Origin of the sequence: Cellulosimicrobium sp. SH8 (assembly GCF_025818875.1) — a bacterium.
GTDB classification, from domain to species: Bacteria; Actinomycetota; Actinomycetes; order Actinomycetales; family Cellulomonadaceae; genus Cellulosimicrobium; species Cellulosimicrobium cellulans_D.
The window spans coordinates 210,289-228,248 of the sequence record NZ_JAMXMH010000007.1 but is presented as its reverse complement, the minus strand read 5'-3'; the positions used below and the strand labels follow the sequence as shown (position 1 = coordinate 228,248).

The 17,960-nt window shown below is 73.8% G+C and carries 14 protein-coding genes; 7 read left to right on the top strand and 7 right to left on the bottom strand.

Annotated features, from left to right (window positions below; all coding sequences use genetic code 11):
* Positions 1 to 14: 14 nt before the first annotated feature.
* Positions 15 to 2,249, top strand: coding sequence for a LuxR family transcriptional regulator (locus tag NF338_RS11870; protein WP_264030967.1), 2,235 nt, complete (start codon positions 15 to 17; stop codon positions 2,247 to 2,249).
* Here the strand turns inward: NF338_RS11870 and NF338_RS11865 are convergent.
* A complete protein-coding gene (locus NF338_RS11865; protein WP_264030966.1) occupies positions 2,246 to 3,418 on the bottom strand; it encodes an epoxide hydrolase family protein in 1,173 nt (390 codons plus the stop codon). The genes NF338_RS11870 and NF338_RS11865 overlap by 4 nt on opposite strands.
* 155 nt (positions 3,419 to 3,573) lie before the next feature.
* Here NF338_RS11865 and NF338_RS11860 point away from each other — a divergent pair, with 155 nt between their 5' ends.
* From NF338_RS11860 to NF338_RS11840, 5 genes are all read left to right on the top strand, one after another.
* Positions 3,574 to 5,940, top strand: a complete 2,367-nt coding sequence (locus tag NF338_RS11860) for an arylsulfatase (protein ID WP_264030965.1) — start codon at positions 3,574 to 3,576, stop codon at positions 5,938 to 5,940.
* Positions 5,941 to 6,061: 121 nt separating this feature from the next.
* On the top strand, positions 6,062 to 6,538 hold the full coding sequence (locus NF338_RS11855) for a DUF6325 family protein (RefSeq protein WP_264030964.1): 477 nt from the start codon (positions 6,062 to 6,064) through the stop codon (positions 6,536 to 6,538).
* 25 nt (positions 6,539 to 6,563) lie between these two features.
* The gene (locus tag NF338_RS11850) at positions 6,564 to 6,884 is read left to right on the top strand and encodes an SHOCT domain-containing protein (protein ID WP_264030963.1); all 321 of its coding nucleotides are present in this window, start codon (positions 6,564 to 6,566) and stop codon (positions 6,882 to 6,884) included.
* 89 nt (positions 6,885 to 6,973) lie between these two features.
* The gene (locus tag NF338_RS11845) at positions 6,974 to 8,344 is read left to right on the top strand and encodes a glutamate decarboxylase (RefSeq protein WP_264030962.1); all 1,371 of its coding nucleotides are present in this window, start codon (positions 6,974 to 6,976) and stop codon (positions 8,342 to 8,344) included.
* Positions 8,345 to 8,349: 5 nt separating this feature from the next.
* Positions 8,350 to 9,003 carry a hypothetical protein gene (locus NF338_RS11840; RefSeq protein ID WP_264030961.1) on the top strand — a complete coding sequence of 218 codons (654 nt, stop codon included), beginning with the start codon at positions 8,350 to 8,352 and terminating at the stop codon, positions 9,001 to 9,003.
* A 46-nt stretch (positions 9,004 to 9,049) separates the two neighbouring features.
* Here NF338_RS11840 and NF338_RS11835 read toward each other — a convergent pair whose 3' ends face one another.
* From NF338_RS11835 to NF338_RS11810, 6 genes are all read right to left on the bottom strand, one after another.
* The gene (locus NF338_RS11835; RefSeq protein ID WP_264030960.1) at positions 9,050 to 11,263 is read right to left on the bottom strand and encodes a sialidase family protein; all 2,214 of its coding nucleotides are present in this window, start codon (positions 11,261 to 11,263) and stop codon (positions 9,050 to 9,052) included.
* Between the two features lie 212 nt (positions 11,264 to 11,475).
* Positions 11,476 to 12,150 carry a peptidase gene (locus tag NF338_RS11830; RefSeq protein WP_264030959.1) on the bottom strand — a complete coding sequence of 225 codons (675 nt, stop codon included), beginning with the start codon at positions 12,148 to 12,150 and terminating at the stop codon, positions 11,476 to 11,478.
* 340 nt (positions 12,151 to 12,490) lie between these two features.
* Positions 12,491 to 13,273 carry a glucosamine-6-phosphate deaminase gene (gene nagB, locus NF338_RS11825; protein WP_264030958.1) on the bottom strand — a complete coding sequence of 261 codons (783 nt, stop codon included), beginning with the start codon at positions 13,271 to 13,273 and terminating at the stop codon, positions 12,491 to 12,493.
* Positions 13,273 to 14,355 carry a Gfo/Idh/MocA family protein gene (locus NF338_RS11820; RefSeq protein ID WP_264030957.1) on the bottom strand — a complete coding sequence of 361 codons (1,083 nt, stop codon included), beginning with the start codon at positions 14,353 to 14,355 and terminating at the stop codon, positions 13,273 to 13,275. Before NF338_RS11820 ends, nagB begins: the two co-directional genes overlap by 1 nt.
* Entirely contained in the window at positions 14,352 to 15,425 is a 1,074-nt protein-coding gene (locus NF338_RS11815; RefSeq protein ID WP_264030956.1) for a Gfo/Idh/MocA family protein, read from the bottom strand. The genes NF338_RS11820 and NF338_RS11815 overlap by 4 nt, the downstream gene beginning before the upstream one ends.
* Positions 15,422 to 16,177 (bottom strand): FadR/GntR family transcriptional regulator, encoded by a 756-nt coding sequence (locus tag NF338_RS11810; protein ID WP_264030955.1) that lies wholly within the window; start codon positions 16,175 to 16,177, stop codon positions 15,422 to 15,424. The genes NF338_RS11815 and NF338_RS11810 overlap by 4 nt, the downstream gene beginning before the upstream one ends.
* A gap of 100 nt (positions 16,178 to 16,277) precedes the next feature.
* Between NF338_RS11810 and NF338_RS11805 the strand changes: the two genes are divergently transcribed.
* Entirely contained in the window at positions 16,278 to 17,879 is a 1,602-nt protein-coding gene (locus tag NF338_RS11805; protein ID WP_264030954.1) for an ABC transporter substrate-binding protein, read from the top strand.
* The last annotated feature ends 81 nt before the right edge of the window (positions 17,880 to 17,960 follow it).

Below are 17,960 nucleotides of genomic sequence, written 5' to 3'. Positions count from 1 at the left end.
CCTAGGCTGCTCGCGTGTCCGACGGGAGCCGTCAGGCGGTCACCGCGCGACCGGATCTCAGCACGGCGCTGCTCGCGGGCAAGGTCGAGCCGCCGGCGCCGCGCCGCGGTGCGGTCTCCCGGCGCGCGCTCGTCGACAGGGCCCGGCGTGACGGCGCTCGGGTCGTCGTGGTGACGGCCCCGCCGGGCTACGGCAAGACGACGATGCTCGCCGAGTGGGCGAGCGTCGAGGACCGTGCGGTCGCGTGGGCCAGCCTCGACCGGCTCGACGACGACCCCGGCGCCCTGCTCACGCTCCTCGCGCTCGCGTGCGCGCCCGTCTCGCCCGAGGTCGCCGCGGTGGCGGCCGAGATGCGCGGCACGGGCGCGGCGATGCTCGGCCGGTCGGCCCCGCTGCTCGCGTCCGCGCTCGCGCGCACGGGCAGGCCGTTCGTGCTGTTCGTCGACGACCTGCACGAGGCGGGCTCGGTGGCCTGCCGGGACGCGCTCGAGGTCGTGCTCAGGGGCGTCCCGCCGGGGTCGCAGGTCGTCGTCGCGAGCCGCCGCGCGGCCGGGTACGACGCGCGGCGCCGCGTGGAGGGCGACCTCGTCGAGATCGGTCCCGACGACCTGCGGGTCGACGTGGCCGGCGCGCGCGAGATCTTCCGCGCCGTGGGGGTCGAGCCGGGCGAGGCGCTGGACCGCGTGGTCGAGCGGTGCGAGGGCTGGCCGACGGGCGTCTTCCTCTGCGCGCTGCTCGTGCGCGACGGCGAGGACCCGGCGTCCCTCACGGGGACCGACCGGTTCGTCGCCGACTACCTGTACCGCGAGTGCATGACCCTCCTTCCCGCGCGGACCCAGCACTTCCTGCGTGCCACGGCCGTGCTCGACCAGCTCTCGGCGCCGACGTGCGACGCCGTGCTCGGCACCGCGGACGCCGCGGGGCGGCTGCGCGAGCTGGAGGACGCGAGCCTCTTCCTGGTCCCGCTCGACCACCACCGCGGCTGGTTCCGCTACCACGCCCTGTTCCGCGAGTTCCTGCTCGCGGAGCTCGACCGGGTCGAGCCCGACGCCGTCGCGCCGCTCCACCGGCGCGCCGCCGCGTGGCACGTCGACGAGGGGCTGGAGGCCCGCGCGGTCGAGCACCTCCTCGCCGCGGGCGACGTCGAGGAGGCGGCCGTCCTCGTCGGGCGCCTCGCGCTGTCGACGTACCAGGACGGCGGGGTGGCCGTCGTGACGCGCTGGCTCGACACCCTCGGCGACGCCGTCGTCGAGGCGTTCCCCGAGCTCACGGTCGTCGCCGCGTGGCGCGCGCTGCTGCTCGGCGAGTCGCCCGCGGCCGAGCGGTGGGCCACCGTGCTGGAGGGCTTCGACGCGTCCCTCCTCCCCGACGAGGACCGCGTCGCGCTCGAGTCCGCCCGGTGCCAGGTGCGGGCCGCGATGTGCGTCGACGGGCCGGAGGCGTCCCTCGCGTGCGCGACGTACGCCGTCGAGCACGAGCCCGCGTGGAGCCCGTGGCGGGACCAGGCGCTCCACCTCCTGGGCTCGGCCCACCTGCTCGTGGGCGACCGGGACGCGGCGCGCGAGGCGTTCGTCGAGGCCGTGGCGTGCGGGACCGAGGCGGGGAACCCGGACTCCGTGCTGCTCAGCGAGGCGGAGCTGGGGATCCTCGCGCTCGACGACGGCCGGTGGGACGACGCCGAGCGGCACGCGCGCGCCGCGGTCGACACGGTCGACGCCCACCACATGGAGGGCTACTCGACCACGGCGATCGCCTTCGCCGTGCGTGCCCGCGTCGCCGCGCACCGCGGCGAGCACACCGCGGCGGAGCGCTTCGTCGCGCGCGGGATGCGCGCCCGGGTGCCCTGCACGTACGTCATGCCGTACCTCGCGCTGCGCGTCCGGCTCCAGCTCGGGTACGCGTGCCTCGCCCTCGGGGACCGCACGACGGCGACCCACCTCGCCGCCGAGGCGGCCGAGATCCTGCGTCGTCGCCCGCGCGTCGGGCTGCTCGCGGGCGAGGTCGCCGCGTTCCGGGCCCGGCTCGAGACCGTCGCCGCGACGCGCGGGGCACCGCCGCTCACCCCGGCCGAGCTCCGGCTCCTGCCGTACCTGCAGACCCACCTCACGATGGCGGAGATCGGCCGCCGGCTCTTCGTGTCCCGCAACACCGTGAGCACCCAGGTCGGCGCGATCTACCGCAAGCTCGGCGCGACGACCCGCGGCGCCGCGGTCGAGCGCGCCGTGACCCTCGGGCTCCTCGGGACCTAGAACCGGCCGAAGAACGACCGCAGCTCGTGGGCGTAGACCTCGGGCTGCTCGAACGGGGCGAAGTGTCCCCCGCGCGGCGGCTCGGTCGCGTACACGGTGTTCGCGACGCGGTCGAGCCACGCGCGGGGCGGGCGGACGACGTCGCCGGCGAACACGGAGAACCCGGACGGCACGTCGACGTAGCGGGCGAGCTGCTCGCGGGGGATCGCGGCGTTCGCGCGGTAGGCGCGGACGCCGGCCCCGACGTTGCCGGCCGCCCAGTGCTCGGTGAGGAGGGCGAGGACCTCGTCCCGCGTGTACACCGACTCCAGGTCGCCGCCGCAGTCGCTCCACGACCGCAGCTTCTCGACGACCCAGGCCGCGAGCCCGGCGGGGGAGTCCATGAGTCCGACCGCGAGCGACTGCGGCTTGGTGGCCTGCACGGCGGCGTAGCCACCCTCGGTCGTGCGCCACCGCGTGCTCTCGTCGAGCCAGTCGCGCTCCGGGGGCGTGAGGGACGCGGGGTCGCCCGTGAACAGGGGCAGCCCGGCGTCGGTGCGGTGCACCGCGATCACCCGGTCGGGGAAGTCGAGCGCGAGGAACCGGGCGACGTGGCTGCCCATGTCCCCGCCCGCGACCAGGAACCTGTCGTAGCCGAGGGCGGTCATGAGCTCGGCCCACAGGGCGGCGACCGTCCGGTTGTCCGGGGTCGGGCCCGAGGGGACGTCGGAGAAGCCGAACCCGGGCATGTCGGGGACGACGAGGTCGAAGGTGCGTCGTCCCGCGCCGCCCGGGGCCGTGGGGTCGCCCGGGTCGGTCAGGAGTGGCACGACCTTGCGGTACCGCCACGCGGAGTCCGGCCACCCGTGCGCGAGCAGGAGCGGGAGCGGGGACGCGTCCTCGGGTCGCGGGGTCGCGAGCGCGTGGAGGAGGTGGACGCGGGTCCCGTCGATCGTCGCGCGCCGGCTCGGGAGAGCGGAGAGCCGTGCCTGGTGCGCGGCGAAGTCGAAGCCGTCGGCCCAGTACGCGACGAGGTCGCGCAGGTACCCGACGTCGGTGCCGGCGTCCCACCCGAGACCGTCCGGGGCGTCGACCCACCGCGTCGCGCGGAGGCGGGACCGAAGGTCCGCGACCACCGCCTCGGAGATCTGCGGGGTGTGGTCCTCCAGGTCGGTCACGAGGTGCGCCATGCGACCGAGGCTAGCCGGGCCTGGAGCGCGGGAGCGTCGTTCGCGCGATCTGCGTGATGCCCTCGCCGCGGCGGCGGACCTACGGTCGACGGGTCGTCGCGTCGCCGCCCACGCCCGCGCCGTCCGTGAGGTCCTGGACAGACAGGAGAGAGTCGATGAGTGACGAGCCCCGCCGGACGGTCGTCGGACCGCCGCTGCCCGCCGAGCGGTCGCTGCCGTTCGCGCCCCGCCGGTCCGGCAGCGTCGCCGGTCGGACGATCCAGGAGTCCACGTACTCCCCGCACCCGCCCGAGCGGCACCTGCCCGCCGACGCGCCGAACGTCGTCGTGATCCTCATCGACGACGCCGGTCCCGCGCTCCCCACGACGCTCGGCGGCGCCGTGCGCACCCCGACGCTCGACCGGGTCCGCGCGGACGGCGTCGGGTACAACCGGTTCCACACGACCGCGATGTGCTCCCCGACGCGCGCGTCGCTGCTCACCGGGCGCAACCACCACCGGGTCGGCAACGGGCAGATCGCGGAGCTCGCGAACGACTGGGACGGGTACTCGGGGCACATCCCGAAGAGCAGCGCGACGATCGCCGAGGTGCTGCGCCAGTACGGGTACGCGACCGGTGCGTGGGGCAAGTGGCACAACACCCCGGCGGAGGAGACGACGTCGTCCGGACCGTTCGACCGCTGGCCGACCGGGTACGGGTTCGAGTACTTCTACGGGTTCCTGGCGGGCGAGGCGTCGCAGTACGAGCCGCACCTGGTGCGGAACACGACCCCGACTCTGCCGCCGAAGACCCCGGAGGAGGGCTACCACCTCAGCGAGGACATCGCCGACGACGCGATGCGCTGGCTCCGCGACCACAAGGCGAACGCGCCGGACAAGCCGTTCTTCGTCTACTGGGCGACCGGCGCGCTGCACGGGCCGCACCACATCATGAAGGAGTGGGCGGACCGGTACGCCGGTGCGTTCGACGACGGCTGGGACGTCTACCGGGAGCGGGCGCTCGCGGGTGCGAAGGCGGCGGGCTGGGTACCCGAGGACGCCGAGCTGACGCCCCGCCCGGAGAGCCTCGCGGGGTGGGACGACATCCCCGACGACCAGAAGGCGTTCCAGGCGCGTCTCATGGAGGTCGCCGCGGGGTTCGGCGAGCACGCGGACGTCCAGGCGGGGCGCCTGCTCGACGAGGTGGAGCGGCTGGGCTACGCGGACGACACGATCGTCGTCTACATCTGGGGCGACAACGGGTCGTCCGGCGAGGGGCAGAACGGGACGATCAGCGAGCTGCTCGCCCAGAACGGCATCCCGTCGACCGTCGAGCAGCACATCGCCGCGCTCGACGAGCTCGGCGGCCTCGACGCGCTCGGCACCCCCGCGACCGACAACCAGTACCACGCCGCGTGGGCGTGGGCCGGGTCGTCGCCGTACCAGGGCATGAAGCTCCTCGCGTCCCACCTCGGCGGCACGCGGAACCCGATGTTCGTGAGCTGGCCGGGCCACATCGAGCCCGACCCCGTGCCGCGCACGCAGTTCCACCACGTCGTCGACCTCGTGCCGACCATCTACGAGATCCTCGGCATCTCCCACCCGGAGACCGTGAACGGCGTCCCGCAGGACCCGATCGACGGCACGAGCTTCGCGTACTCCATCGACGACGCCGATGCCGAGGGCCGCCGCCGGACGCAGTACTTCGAGATCATGGGCAGCCGGTCGATCTACGCCGACGGCTGGATGGCGTCGGCGACCGGTCCACGCCTGCCGTGGGTGCAGGGGATGCCGGCCGGGATCCGGACCTGGACCCCGGACGACGACCCCTGGGAGCTGTACCACCTCGACGAGGACTGGAGCCAGGCGCACGACCTCGCCGCGGAGCACCCCGAGAAGCTCGCCCAGCTCAAGGAGCTGTTCGCGATCGAGGCGGCCCGCAACGACGTCCTGCCCGTGGGCGGCGGTCTGTGGGTCCCGGCGATCCACCCCGAGGACCGGATCAGCCCGCCGTACACGGAGTGGGACCTGTCCGGTGACACGGTGCGCGTCCCGGAGTTCTGCGCCCCCGCGCTCGGCAACCGCCCCAACCGGGTCGAGATCCGGCTCTCCGTGCCCGACGCCGCGGACGGCGTGCTCTACAAGCTCGGTGGAGCGGGCGGCGGGCTCACGTGCTTCCTGCTCGACGGCGTCCTCACCTACGAGTACAACCTGTTCCTCGTCCAGCGGACCGTGGTCCGGTCGAGCGCGCCGCTCGCGGCCGGCGACCACACGGTGGAGGTCGTGACGACGTACGCCGAGCCGCGGCCGGGCGGACCGCTCGAGGTCGTGCTGCGGGTCGACGGCGAGGACGTCGGCCGGGGCACGGTGCCCGTGAGCGCGCCGCTGCTCTTCTCCGCGAACGACTGCCTCGACGTCGGACGCGCGTACGGCGGCGCGGTGTCGCGCGCGTACGCGGACCGCATGCCGTTCGCGCTCGACGGCCGCATCGACGCGGTGCACGTGGAGTACCTGCTGCCCGCGACCGACAGGTCGGACCGGTAGCCGCCGGGTGCCGTCGTCGGCGGGAGTTCACTCGTTCTGGGTGAGGACGCGACCGGCGACCACGACGAGCCTGAGGACAGACCCGTGCGCCGCGCGGGAACGACGCGGAGAGGACGCGACGATGACGCAGGAACTCAGCGACGGGCTCGGGAGCGAGCTCGGCGACCTCGACGAGAGCGGGCCGATCGACTTCCTGGTCATCGAGCTCCCGACGGACCGCGCGACGGGCGACAAGGCCTTCCCGCACCTCGTCGACCTCGTGGACCGGGGGATCATCCGGGTGCTCGACCTCGTGGTCGTGCGCCGGGAGGACGACGGCAGCGTCGTCGGCCTCGGGCTCGAGGAGCTCGACGACGGGTCGACCGAGCTCGCGGTGTTCGAGGGGGCGCGGTCGGGCCTGCTCGGCGACGACGACCTCGACGAGGCGGCGAGCGCCGTCGAGCCCGGCATGACGGCCGTCGTGCTGGTCTACGAGAACGTGTGGGCGGCGCCCTTCGCGACCGCCCTGCGCCGCAACGGCGCCCAGCTCGTCGCGAGCGGGCGCATCCCGGTCCAGGCGCTGATCGCGTCGCTGGACGCCACAGAGCCGGACGCCTGATCCGGTCCGCCCGAAGGAGGATCCCGTGCCTGGACTGATCCGCGGTGTCGCGCGCACCGCCGTCGTCGCCGGAACCGCGACCGCTGTCTCCAACCGCGTCTCCCGCCGTCAGGCGGGCCGCTGGGCCGCGCAGGAGAGCGCGCAGGAGCCGCAGTACGCGCCGCCTCCGCAGCAGTACGCGGCGCCGCAGCCGACCTACTCGCCGCCGCCCGCTCCCGCACCCGCGGCGGCGCCGGACATGGACGCGCGCATCGCGCAGCTCACGCAGCTCGCCGCGCTGCGTGACCAGGGGGTGCTCAGCCCCGCGGAGTTCGAGGCGCAGAAGGCTCGCATCCTCGCGGACTGAGGCGCCGTCCGCCGTCCCGGGAGCGACGTCCGGGCGGCGGACCCACCCGTCGACCGAGCCGGACCTCCGGCGTGTCGGAAGGAACCAGCATGACCGACGAGCAGCACGTCCTGCGCCCGACCTACACGCGAGCCGGCGTGCGGGCGGTCGCGCCACGCTTCACCCTGCCGGACGCGGAGATGGAGCCGACGTCCGCCTACCAGGTGGTCCACGACGAGGTGATGCTCGACGGCAACTCGCGCCTCAACCTCGCGACGTTCGTCGCGACGTGGATGGGCGACGAGGCGGACCGCCTCTACGCCGAGGTCTACGACAAGAACATGGTCGACAAGGACGAGTACCCCCGTACGGCGGCGGTCGAGGAGAACTGCTGGCGCATCCTCGGGTCGCTGTGGAACGTGCCGGACGTCCAGGACTGCATCGGTACGTCGACCATCGGGTCGTCCGAGGCGTGCATGCTCGGGGGCCTCGCGCTCAAGCGGCGCTGGCAGCTCGCGCGCCGGGCCGCGGGCAGGCCGGCGGAGCGGCCGAACCTCATCATGAGCTCGGCCGTGCAGGTGTGCTGGGAGAAGTTCTGCAACTACTTCGAGGTCGAGGCGCGGTACGTGCCCATCACCGAGGAGCACCCGTGCCTCGACGGCAGCGACCTGGAGAAGTACGTCGACGAGAACACGATCGGCGTCGTCGCGATCATGGGCGTGACCTACACGGGCATGTACGAGCCCGTCAAGGAGATCGCGGCCGCGCTCGACGCGCTCCAGGAGCGCACGGGCCTCGACGTCCCGATCCACGTGGACGGCGCGTCGGGCGCCATGATCGCGCCGTTCCTCCAGCCGGAGATCGAGTGGGACTTCCGCCTGGAGCGCGTGCACTCGATCAGCACGTCGGGGCACAAGTACGGGCTCGTGTACCCGGGCGTCGGGTGGGTCGTGTGGCGCACGCTCGACGCGCTGCCCGAGGAGCTGGTCTTCCGCGTGAGCTACCTCGGCGGGGACATGCCGACGCTCGCCCTCAACTTCTCGCGGCCAGGCGCCCAGGTGCTGCTCCAGTACTTCCAGTTCCTGCGGCTCGGCCGGGAGGGCTACACCGCGATCCAGCAGGAGTGCCAGGACGTCGCGAAGTACCTCGCGCACGGGATCGAGGCGCTCGGCGCGTTCGAGCTGTGGAACGACGGGTCGGACATCCCCGTGTTCGCCTGGCGGCTCAAGCCCGGCCACACGGAGAACTGGGACCTGTACCACCTGTCCGACCGGCTGCGCATGAAGGGCTGGCTGGTCCCGGCCTACCCGATGCCCGACGACCTCGCCGACCTCACCGTGCAGCGGATCGTCGTGCGCAACGGCGTGAGTCGCGACCTCGCCGACGACCTTCTCGAGGACATCCGGGTCGAGACGGAGTGGCTCGACGGGCTCACCTCGCCCATGCCCGCCGAGGGTCGGCGCTCGGGCTTCCACCACTGACGGACGTGGACCGGCGGGAGCGTCGTCTGCGGCGCGAGGCGTGGGGGTTCGCGGTCGGGTCGCTGTGCTTCCTCGTCGGGGCGCTCCCGCCCTACGCCGACGCCGTCGGCGCGGTCGCGACGAACGTCACGTTCGTCGTCGGCGCGGTGTTCTTCACCGCCGCCGCGTTCGTGCAGCTCGGCCTCAGCGGGCGGCGCCCGCCGCGCGCCGGGACGCACCCGGCCGACCGCTGGGACTGGTGGGCGGCGGCCGTCCAGCTCGTCGGGACGCTGTGCTTCAACGTCAGCACGACGGCGGCCCTCGTCGCCGCGGTCGACGACCCGGCGGCGCTCGGCGCGGGCTGGAAGCCGGACGCCTACGGCTCCGTGGCGTTCCTCGTCTCGTCCGCGTTCGCCGTCGTGGCGACGCGCGACCGGGGTCACCTGTGGGACGTCGACGCCCGCACCTGGCACGGCACGTGGCTCAACCTGGTCGGCTCCGTCGCGTTCGGTGCCTCGGCCGTCGGTGCGTACGTCTCGCCCGCCACGGGCACCTACGTGAGCGAGTGGTGGGACGACGCCGGCACGCTCGTCGGGGCGGTGTGCTTCTTCGTCGCGGCGCTGCTGTCGCGGCGGTCGGTCGACGCGCCCTCGCCGAGCGCCGCGCTCCCGGCCGGGTGACGCAACCCGTGGTGCCTCACCCGACCGGGAGCGCCGCGCCGATCGGTCAGGCGCAGGTCGCGGCCGCGTAGCCCGCGTCGACCGACCCCGACCCGGCCGCGGCGCTCGCCGTCCCCGCGTCGACCGACGCCGTGCGGACCGCGAACGACTGGTACGCCGAGCTGCCCGGCGCCACGTCGGCGACGGTGCGCTCACCGAAGGGCGTGCGCAGCGTGACGTCGGCCGGGGCGTCGCCGGTGTTGCGGGCCGTGACCGCGACGTAGGCCCGACCGGCGAGGCAGCGGCTCGCCGCCTGCACGTGGAGGGAGACCGCGCCGCGGAGCTCGACCGTCGGACCGTCGAGCTCGACGACGGTCACGTTCGCCCCCGACGTCGAGGTCCACGTCGTGTCCGGCGTGAACGTCCCGCGGTCCAGGTCCGCCTGCGTCACCACGTGGTGCGCGAACGTGCACGTGTACGACCCCTCGGCCGGCAGGGTGCGGTAGCGGCAGTTCTGGGCCGCGTTCGCGGGGTCGAGGCCGGCGAGGTTCCCGGTGGGGACCACCGAGGTCGCCGCCGTGGACAGGTTGCGGACCGTGTAGGTGAAGCGGAGGACGTCGCCCACGGCGTACGTCTCTTGCGGGTTCGCGTGCGCGCCCTGCACCGAGATGTTCCCGGGCGCCCCGAAGTACACGCCCGGCCCGTCGTGCTCGACCGTCGTGACGGTCGCGCCGGAGGTCGAGGTCCAGGTCGTGCTCGGCGCGAAGAAGCCCGCGTCGAGGTCGGCCTGCGTGACCGTGTGCCGCGCGGACGTGCACGTGTACGCGGCGCGCGGGGCGAGGTCCCGGTAACGGCAGTTCGGCGCGCCCCGGGCCGGGTCGAAGCGCTCGAGGTCCCCGGTCGGGGAGACCGTCGTGACGGCGTCGGACAGGTTCGTCACGGTGAACGAGTACGTGACGACGTCGCCGACGGCGTAGCCGCCCGCGGGGGCCGTGCTCGTCACGCTCGCGCGCGTGACCTCGATGTCGCCCGGCGTGCTGCTCGGCGCGGCGAGGAGCCAGTCGTGGTCGAGCTTGGCGAACCGGATGCCGCCGCCCCCGCCGTCGGGCTCGTAGAGCAGGCCGACGGTGCCGTCGGGGAGCGTCGCGAGCGTCGAGTACGCCATGCCTCCCGGCTGGAAGACGCGCGCCACGGGCCACGTCTCACCGTCGTCGTAGCTGACGCGGACCGTGCCGTTGACGCGGCCGGACTGCGACGCCGCGTTCGAGAAGAGGAGCACCTTGGCCTCGGCGGAGCCCTGCGGCGCGTTCGGGTACGCGCGCACGATCGCGGCGTTGTTCGTCGGGTCGGGGAGGTCTCGGTCGAGGGTCACCGGGCCGTACGTGACCCCGCCGTCGGTCGAGTAGGCCACCTTGCGGAAGCCCGAGCGCGCCGAGTCGCGCGAGTTGAGCATGACGCGCCCGTCCGAGAGCTCCACGGTCTTGTTCTCGTCCATGCCGGTGCCGACGGGGGTCCCGACCTGCCAGGTCGCGCCGTGGTCGTCGGAGTACACGGACACGGCCTGGAACTGTCCCGACCCGTTGATGATCGTGTACTGCTGCACCAGGCGCCCCGCCTGCTCGCCGTAGCGGAGCTGGATCCCCTGGCCCGAGGCGGCGAAGCGCGACCGCCAGCCCAGGTCGGCCGTGACGTCCGCGGTGATCGTCCGGTGCGTCCACGTGCGCCCGTCGTCGGTCGAGGCAGAGACGTTCGCGTGGATGACGTTGCGGGCGGTCGGGTCGACCCCGGGCTGGGAGCCGCCGAAGCCCTGGTCGTACGACTTCACGTGGAAGCTGAAGACGGTGCCCGTCTCTCGGTCGACGACGTAGCTCGGGTCCGAGTAACCCTCGATCGGTGCGGTGGGCTTCCCGGCCGCGACGACCTCCTGCGGGCCCCACGTGGCGCCGGCGTCCGTGGAACGGCGTTGGAGGATCGAGTTCGGGCCGGGGGAGTCGGCCGCGGTGGGCCGGCCGTCGTAGGACGCGAGGACGTCGCCGTTGGGGGCGACGGTGAGCGCCGGGATGCGGTAGTTGGGGAAGCCGCCCTGGCCGTTCGTCGCGAGCTGCTGCTCGGTGTAGGTGCCCGGCCCGCCGGTCGCGGGAGCGAGGTCGTGGTCGGGCGCGAGGGTCGTGTGGTGTGCCGCCGCCGTCGTGACGGGGACGACGGCGCCGCCCACCCCGAGCGCGAGCGCGGTGGCGAGGGTCAGCGCGCGGCGCGCGGGTCTGCGGAGGTGTCCGATCATGCCGTTCCTTCCGGTCGGTGCTCGGCGCGGCGGTGTACGGCGTGGAACGCGGCGACGCTGCCGAGGACGCTTGAACAGATGACGTCAGATGTCTGACGTCAGGAAGGTAGCCCGGAAGGGTGGAGGGGTCAAGGGGTGGGGACGGCGCGACGCCCGCCGGCCGCAGGGGGTCTGCGGCCGACGGGCGTCGGGAACGGTGGCGCGGAGGCGGGTCAGCTCCGGCGCGCTCGGCGGGACAGGAGCACGATGGCGGCGCCTACCGCGGCGAGACCCGCGGCGAGGGCCGCGTAGAGGCCGACCGTCGCGCCGGTCTCCGCGAGGCTCGGGTTCTGCGCGGACGCGCTCGCCTCGTTCGACACGGGGACCACGCCGGCCGGGTCGTCGTGCCCGGGCGGGTTCGTCGCGCAGTCGGGCGACGAGGGCGGGTAGACCGTGGTCACCAGGACGTGCGGGTTGACCTCGAAGCTCACGTCGACGGCGGGGCGCACCCAGTCGTACTCGTCGCCCTCGACCCACTCGCCGTCCTCGAGGCGCCACCCCGGCCAGTCGACGCCCTTGCCCTGGTCGTCCACGACGGCGCCCGGCCACAGCAGGCGGCCCTGGAGCGGCAGCCCGGACCGGACGACGCTCTCGCCGTCGGGGTTGATCCAGGTGACCGTCACGGTGTCGTGGTCGGTGCCCTCGACCTCGATCGCGTAGTCGAGGTACGCGGCGTCCTGCTCGCACGCCGAGACGAGCGTCGTGAGGCGCATCGACGGCTGGGACGGCACGTACGTGTCGTCCTCGGCGGCGTGGGCGGCCGGGCCGGCGAGGAGCGCGGCGGAGGCGGCGAGGGTGGCGGCGGTGGTGGCCCGCACCAGGGTGCGGCGTCCGGTCGAGGTGCTCATGGGTCGTTCCCGTCGGGTCGTGGTCGGTCGAGCGCGACGGGTACCGTCCTGAGGGCGCGACCGTGCCACCGCCGGACGAGCGGTTCGAGGTGGCAAGGGCGCGGGCGTGTCGGACGCGTGAGGCGGCACCGCCGTGATCGCCGGTGCCCGTACTGGCAGGGGGCTGATCGCACGGGCACCGGCTGACACCCACGCTAGACACCGAACTGGACGGGCGTCCAGTTCGATGCCGGGTGAATCCCGCCGGCCGAGAACGACATCCGTGTCGTTATCCGGCCGAAAGCGACAGCAAGGTCGTGCTCGACGCGGGGTCGGGGCGTTCTCGAGCGTCGGCGACCCGCTACAGGCCCTGCCAGTCCGGCTTGGACGCGTACGTCTGGCGGTAGTAGTCCCCGAGCTGGAGGCGCGAGGCCGCCGCGTCGTCGACCAGCACCGTGGCGTGCGGGTGCATCTGCATGATCGTCGCGGGCCACAACGCGCTGATCGGGCCCTCCACGAGCTGGTGCACCGCCTCCGCCTTGCCCTTGCCCGTGGCCAGCAGCACCAGGTGCCGGGCCGACATGATCGTGGCCAGCCCCTGCGTCAGGCAGTGCCGCGGCACCCGGTCCACGTCGTCGCCGAAGAACCGCGCGTTGTCCTCACGCGTCTGCGCCGTCAACGTCTTGATCCGTGTCCGCGAGGCCAGCGACGACCCCGGCTCGTTGAACGCGATGTGCCCGTCCGTCCCGATCCCCAGGATCTGCAGGTCCACGCCCCCGGCCCCCGCGATCGACTCCTCGTAGGCCGCGCACGCCGCGACCAGGTCCGCCGCGTTGCCGTCCGGGCCCTGGACCGCGCCCGGGGCGAAGTCCACCCGCGAGGCGATCTCGGTCTCGATCACGTTCCGGTACCGCTCGGGGTGCTCCGCGGGCAGGCCCACGTACTCGTCGAGCATGAACGCCCGCACGCCCGCGAACGACAACCCGTCCTCACGGTGCCGGCGCGCCAGCTCGTCGTACACCTTCAACGGCGACGATCCCGTCGCCAGCCCCAGCACCGCCTCCGGCCGCGACCGCACCACCTTCTCGATCGCGTCCGCAGCCAGCACCGCCAACCGCTCCGCAGGAGCGATCACGACCTCCATCAGACCCTCGCCTCCTCGGGCACCGTCCGGTGCGCCACCGCGACCACGTCGCCCGTCCCGACCGAGCGGTACGCCGCGTCGACCACGGCGAGCGACGCGCGCGCCTCCTCGATCCCGTAGTCCGGCCGTCCGCCGGCCAGCACCGCCTCGACCACGTGCCGCAGGTACGCCGCCGCGGCGACCCGGCCGGCGTCGGCCGCGATCGCCGTCCGCCCGTCGGGGCCGAACCGCGCGACGGCTGGGGCGTCGTCGTCCGCGACGGCGTGGCCGTGCGACCCGAGCAGCCGCACCGACGACGTGGTCGGCGTCCCGCCGGGCGCGAACGGGACGCGCCCGAGGGTGATCGTCGCGGTCACACCGCGCTCCAGCCCGAGCGTGACGACCGCCGTGTCCTCGACCCCGGCCTCGCGGTGCGGGTCGAGGAAGAGCGACGCCGCGAAGGCGTGCACCTCGACCGTGCGCAGCCCGGTGAGGTGGTGGGCCGCGTCGGCGCAGTAGCCGAGGAAGTTGAGCAGCTCGCCGCCGCCCGAGAGCGCGCGGTCCACGACCAGCGCGGGCCGCTCCACCGACGTCGCGAAGTGCGCGCCGGACGCGAAGAACTCGAGGTCCAGGTGGCGCGGCAGGCCCACGTGCCCGGCGTCGACCCAGGCGCGCAGGCGGCGCAGCGCGGGCGCGTGCGTGCGGTTCACGACGGCGCACGTCCGGCCCGTGCGGGCGGCGACCGCGACGAGGTGGTCGGCGTCGGCGAGGGCCGTCGCGACGGGCTTGTCGACGAGCACGTCGAGGCCCGCCTCCAGCAGCGCCGCGGCGAGGCGCGCGTGCCGGGTCGGCTCGGCACACACGACGACGAGGTCGACCGCGCTGCCCAGGGCCTCCGCGAGCGCCGCCACGTCGGCGACCTCGGCGTACGGCACCCCGGTGCGCTCGGCGACGGCACGCGAGTCGTCGCGCACCCAGCCGGGCGCCGACACCTCCTCGACGACGCCGACGAGCTCGACCCGGTCGTCGGCGGCGAGGATCCGCAGGTAGTCGGCCGCGTGGCGCACGGCGGACGCGAACGCGACGCGCAGGGTCGTGCTCATGGGGCCACCTCCACGGGGGCGTACCCGGGCACGTCGGCGACGCGCTCGCGACGGCCGGAGACGAGGGAGCGCTGCGCGGCGAGCGCCGTCGCGAGCGCGGCGCGGACCTGCGGCGTGGTGACGACGGGCGCCGCGTCGCCGCGCACGACGTCGAGCCAGTGCGCGAGCTGGATCCCCAGCGCCCCCTCGACGGAGACCGGCGGGGCGGTCGTCGCGTCGGAGTGCAGGCCGTCCTCCTCGGTGGTCGAGTGCGCGAGCGTGCCCTCCGTGCCCACGAGCACGACGCGCCGCACGAGCTCTCCGCGGCGCCGCAGCGCGTAGCAGAGCTCGAGCGTCGCGAGCGCGCCCGACGCCGTTCGGAGCTGCACGTGGAACGAGTCGGGCGACTCCATCTCGGGCGAGAACGTGCGGAACCCGCGGGCGAAGACCTCGACGGGCTCGTCGTCCAGCAGCCACGTCGCGACGTCCAGGATGTGCGTGCCGTTGTGCACGGGGTGTCCGCCCGAGAGCTCGGGGTCGAGCTGCCAGCCGCGCCACCCGCCCGGCCACGCGTGGCCCGTGTACCAGGAGACGTGCGCGAGCCGGGGGGTGCCGATCTCGCCGCGCCGGGCGGCCGCGGCGAGCGCCGCCACCGCGGGCTGGAACCGCACGGTCTGCCCGACGACGAGCGTCGTGCCCCGGCCCTCCGTCGCCGCGACCATCGTGTCGAGCTGGGCGAGCGAGAGCGCGGCCGGCTTCTCGACCTGCACGTGCCTTCCTGCCTCGCCGGCCGCGATCGTGTCGCGCGCGTGGGCGGGCGTCGCGGTGACGACGTCGACCGCGTGGACCGCGTCGTCCGCGAGCGCCTCGTCGAGCGACGTGGTCGCGCGGGCGCCGGGCACGAGCGCGGCGAGCGCCCGGGTCCGGGCGAGGTCGTGCCCGACGACCCACCGCACGTCCGCACCGGGCAGGGCGGCCAGCGCGACGAGGTGCTCGCGCGCGAACGCGCCGATGCCGACGACGGCGATCCCGACGGGCGCTCCGGCGGGGCCCGAGGCGCTGGGTGGGTCGGAGGGTAGGGCGGGGTTCACGCGGTGGTCACCCCGAGGGCGCGGTCGATCGGCTCGTAGTGCGAGACGACGGCGGCGCGGAACGCCTCGACGTCGCCTGCCTCCGCGGCGTCGAGCATCTCGCCGTGCGCGCGGGCGGTCTGGTCGAGGTCGGCCGCGACGGAGATGCCGAGCTTGGGGACGACGGCGGTGTGCACGTCCCAGAACGCGGCGACGAGCTGGCCGACGAGGGAGTTGTCGAGACGAGCGAGCAGCCCGGTGTGGAACGCGCGGTCCTGCTTGGGGAAGCTCAGCCCCTCGGCCGCTGCGGCCACCATCTCGTCCACGAGGCCGTGCAGCTCGGGGTTCGAGGTCCCGGCCAGGCTCGCGACGATGACGTCCGCCATGGCGAGGTCGAGCGCCTGACGGATCTCGACGACGTCGCGCAGCGCGCGCAGGTCGTCGCCGGGGGAGAGCACGCCGCGGAACACGAGCGCCTCGACGAGCGCGTCCAGCGACATGTTGCCCACGAACGTGCCGTGCCCGTGGCGCACCTCGACGATGTCGAGGGTCGACAGGGTGCGGATCGCCTCGCGCACGCTCGACCGGGAGACGCCGAGGTGCTCGCACAGCTCGGCCTCGGTGGGCAGAGGGTCGCCCGGGCGCAGGCCCTCGCCGAGGATGAACTCCTTGATCCGGTCGGCGGTGGTGGTGCGCCGGGGAGCGGTCGCGCCGGGTCCGCCGTCGCGGGACGCGTCGAGCGTGCTGAAGCTCCTGCGCCGTGGTGTCGCCATCTTGACCCCTTCGATTTCTGGTCCTAGTGTCATGCTACACAACGTCAGACATCAGACATCTTCTCTCCGGAACGATGTCGGTCTCATGTCAGGAGAACCAATGAAGCTTCACGTCAGCTCACCTCCCCGCAGGGGAGTCGCTGCGGTCGCCGCGGGCGTCGTGCTCGCGCTCGGCCTCGCGGCGTGCTCCGGCGGCGGTGCTGCGCAGGACGACCCGACCGAGGGCAGCGCCGCCCAGGGCGAGATCGACCCGGACGCCGTGATCGAGGCGGGCATCTCGTACTCCCTCTCCGGTGGCTTCGACCCGATGATCACCACCGGTGCCGTGACAGTAGCGGCCAACTGGCACGTGTTCGAGGGACTCACCGAGCTCGACCCCGCGACGCGCGAGGTCTACCCCGCGCTCGGCACCGAGCTGCCCGCCCAGGTCGACGACACGCACTACGAGGTGGACCTCCGCGAGGGCGCGGTCTTCCACGACGGCACCCCCGTCACCGTGGACGACGTCGTCTACAGCTTCGACCGCGTGCTCGACCCGGCGAACGAGTCGCTCTACGCCGGTTTCATCGACTTCCTCGAGTCCGTCACCCCTGTCGACGACGACACGGTGTCGATCAACCTCAAGTACCCGTTCAGCCTCGTGCCCGAGCGCCTCTCGGTCGTCAAGATCGTGCCGAAGGCCCTCGTCGAGTCCGACTACGAGGCGTTCAACGCGCTGCCCGTCGGCACCGGCCCGTTCAAGATGACGCAGGCCACGCCGGACGACAAGATCACGTTCGAGCGCTTCGACGACTACTCCGGCACCCGGCCCGCACTCGCCGCGGGCCTCGTGTGGAACCTGCTCTCCGACCCGGCCGCGCGCGTCACCGCGATGAGCTCCGGCACCGTCAGCGCGATCGAGGACGTCCCCTACATCGACGTCCCGACCCTCGAGGGCACCGTGGACGTCGAGTCCGTCCAGTCGTTCGGCACGCTGTTCATGATGTTCAACACGGACCTGCCCCCGTTCGACGACGTCCGCGTGCGCCAGGCGTTCTTCTACGCGCTCGACATGGACAAGATCATCGACAACGGCCTGCTCGGCAACGGCGCGGCGGCCACGAGCTTCCTCCCGCAGAGCCACCCGAACTACCACGAGGCGTCCACGGTCTACTCCTACGACCCGGAGAAGGCCAAGGACCTGCTCGCCGAGGCCGGCGTGAGCGACCTGTCGATCACGCTCATGACGACCGACACCGGCTGGGTCGCGGACATCGCGCCCCTCATCAAGGAGAACCTCGATGCGATCGGCGTCGACACGACGCTCGACATCGGCCAGTCCGGCGGCCAGTACACCAAGGTCGACAACGGCGACCTCCAGGTCATGGTGGCGCCCGGCGACCCGTCGGTCTTCGGCAACGACCCCGACCTGCTCATGCGCTGGTGGTACGGCGACAACGTGTGGTCGCAGTCGCGCTACCGCTGGAACGACGACCCGAAGTTCGCCGAGCTCCAGACGATCCTCGACGCCGCCGTGCGCACGTCGGGCGACGAGCAGCAGGAGCTGTGGGACCAGGCGTTCGACCTGATCTCCGACGAGGTGCCGCTCTACCCGCTGCTGCACCGCCAGCTCCCGACCGCGTGGGACGGCTCGACGCTCTCCGGGTTCTCGCCCCTGCCGATCACCGGCCTGTCGTTCCTCGACGCCGGCCTCGTCAAGTAGCCGCGGGCTCGTAGCCCTCGGCGCCGACCGGCTCCGGGCCGTCTCGCCGGGCCCCTCGCCCGCCCCCCCTCGGGCGAGTGG